We start from the raw sequence: 663 nt of genomic DNA on the forward strand, positions 1-663 counted from the left end.
TTTTTCTAAAAAGATAAGAAAGTATAAATTTTTGGCTCTACCACAGTGTTGTTTACTGTGGTATCTTTAATGTATGGAGAAAAATATTATGAAGCAAATCTTTTTTGATAGTAATCAACATTGGGAGTCATTTAAAAAGAAACATGGAGATAGGATCCGACCGGTAGTCACCAAGGAGGTTGAGCGATTTCGTGACTGCGGGAACCCGAAGAATGGATTTAAACTCTTTGTTTGTGAAGGCTGTCATGATGTTCGAAGAGTGCCTTATCGATGTAAGGGTCGTTTTTGTACAACTTGTTCCCTGGGAGAAAGTGAAGAATGGAGCCGTCTTTTGACAGAAGATGTCTTACAGGTGAACCACCGACATGTGATATTTACGATCGATGAAGGATTACGTGAGATATTTTTATTGCATCGCCATCTTCTAAAACCATTGATGGATGAGGCAGCCAAACTGATTTCGGACTACTTTGGAAAGAAAGCCAAGGTAAAGCCAGGTATCATCGCTGGTTTACATACGTTTGGTTCAAGGGTGAATTTTAATCCGCATGTCCATATGTTAGTAACCATGGGAGGGGTGACAAAAAAGGGAGAATGGAAAGGATACGATTATATTCCATTCAAGATGCTACGAAAGCAATGGCAGACCGTGGTATTAAAGCT

At 39.5% G+C, this 663-nt stretch carries 1 protein-coding gene; it reads left to right on the forward strand.

The window, feature by feature from the left end:
• Positions 1–73 precede the first annotated feature (73 nt).
• Positions 74–663: IS91 family transposase (locus tag IEW67_RS17990; RefSeq protein WP_444543274.1), on the forward strand; the 590-nt coding region annotated here is incomplete at its 3' end.

This window comes from Lentibacillus kapialis (assembly GCF_014646635.1).
In the GTDB taxonomy this organism is placed as follows: Bacteria; Bacillota; Bacilli; order Bacillales; family Amphibacillaceae; genus Lentibacillus; species Lentibacillus kapialis.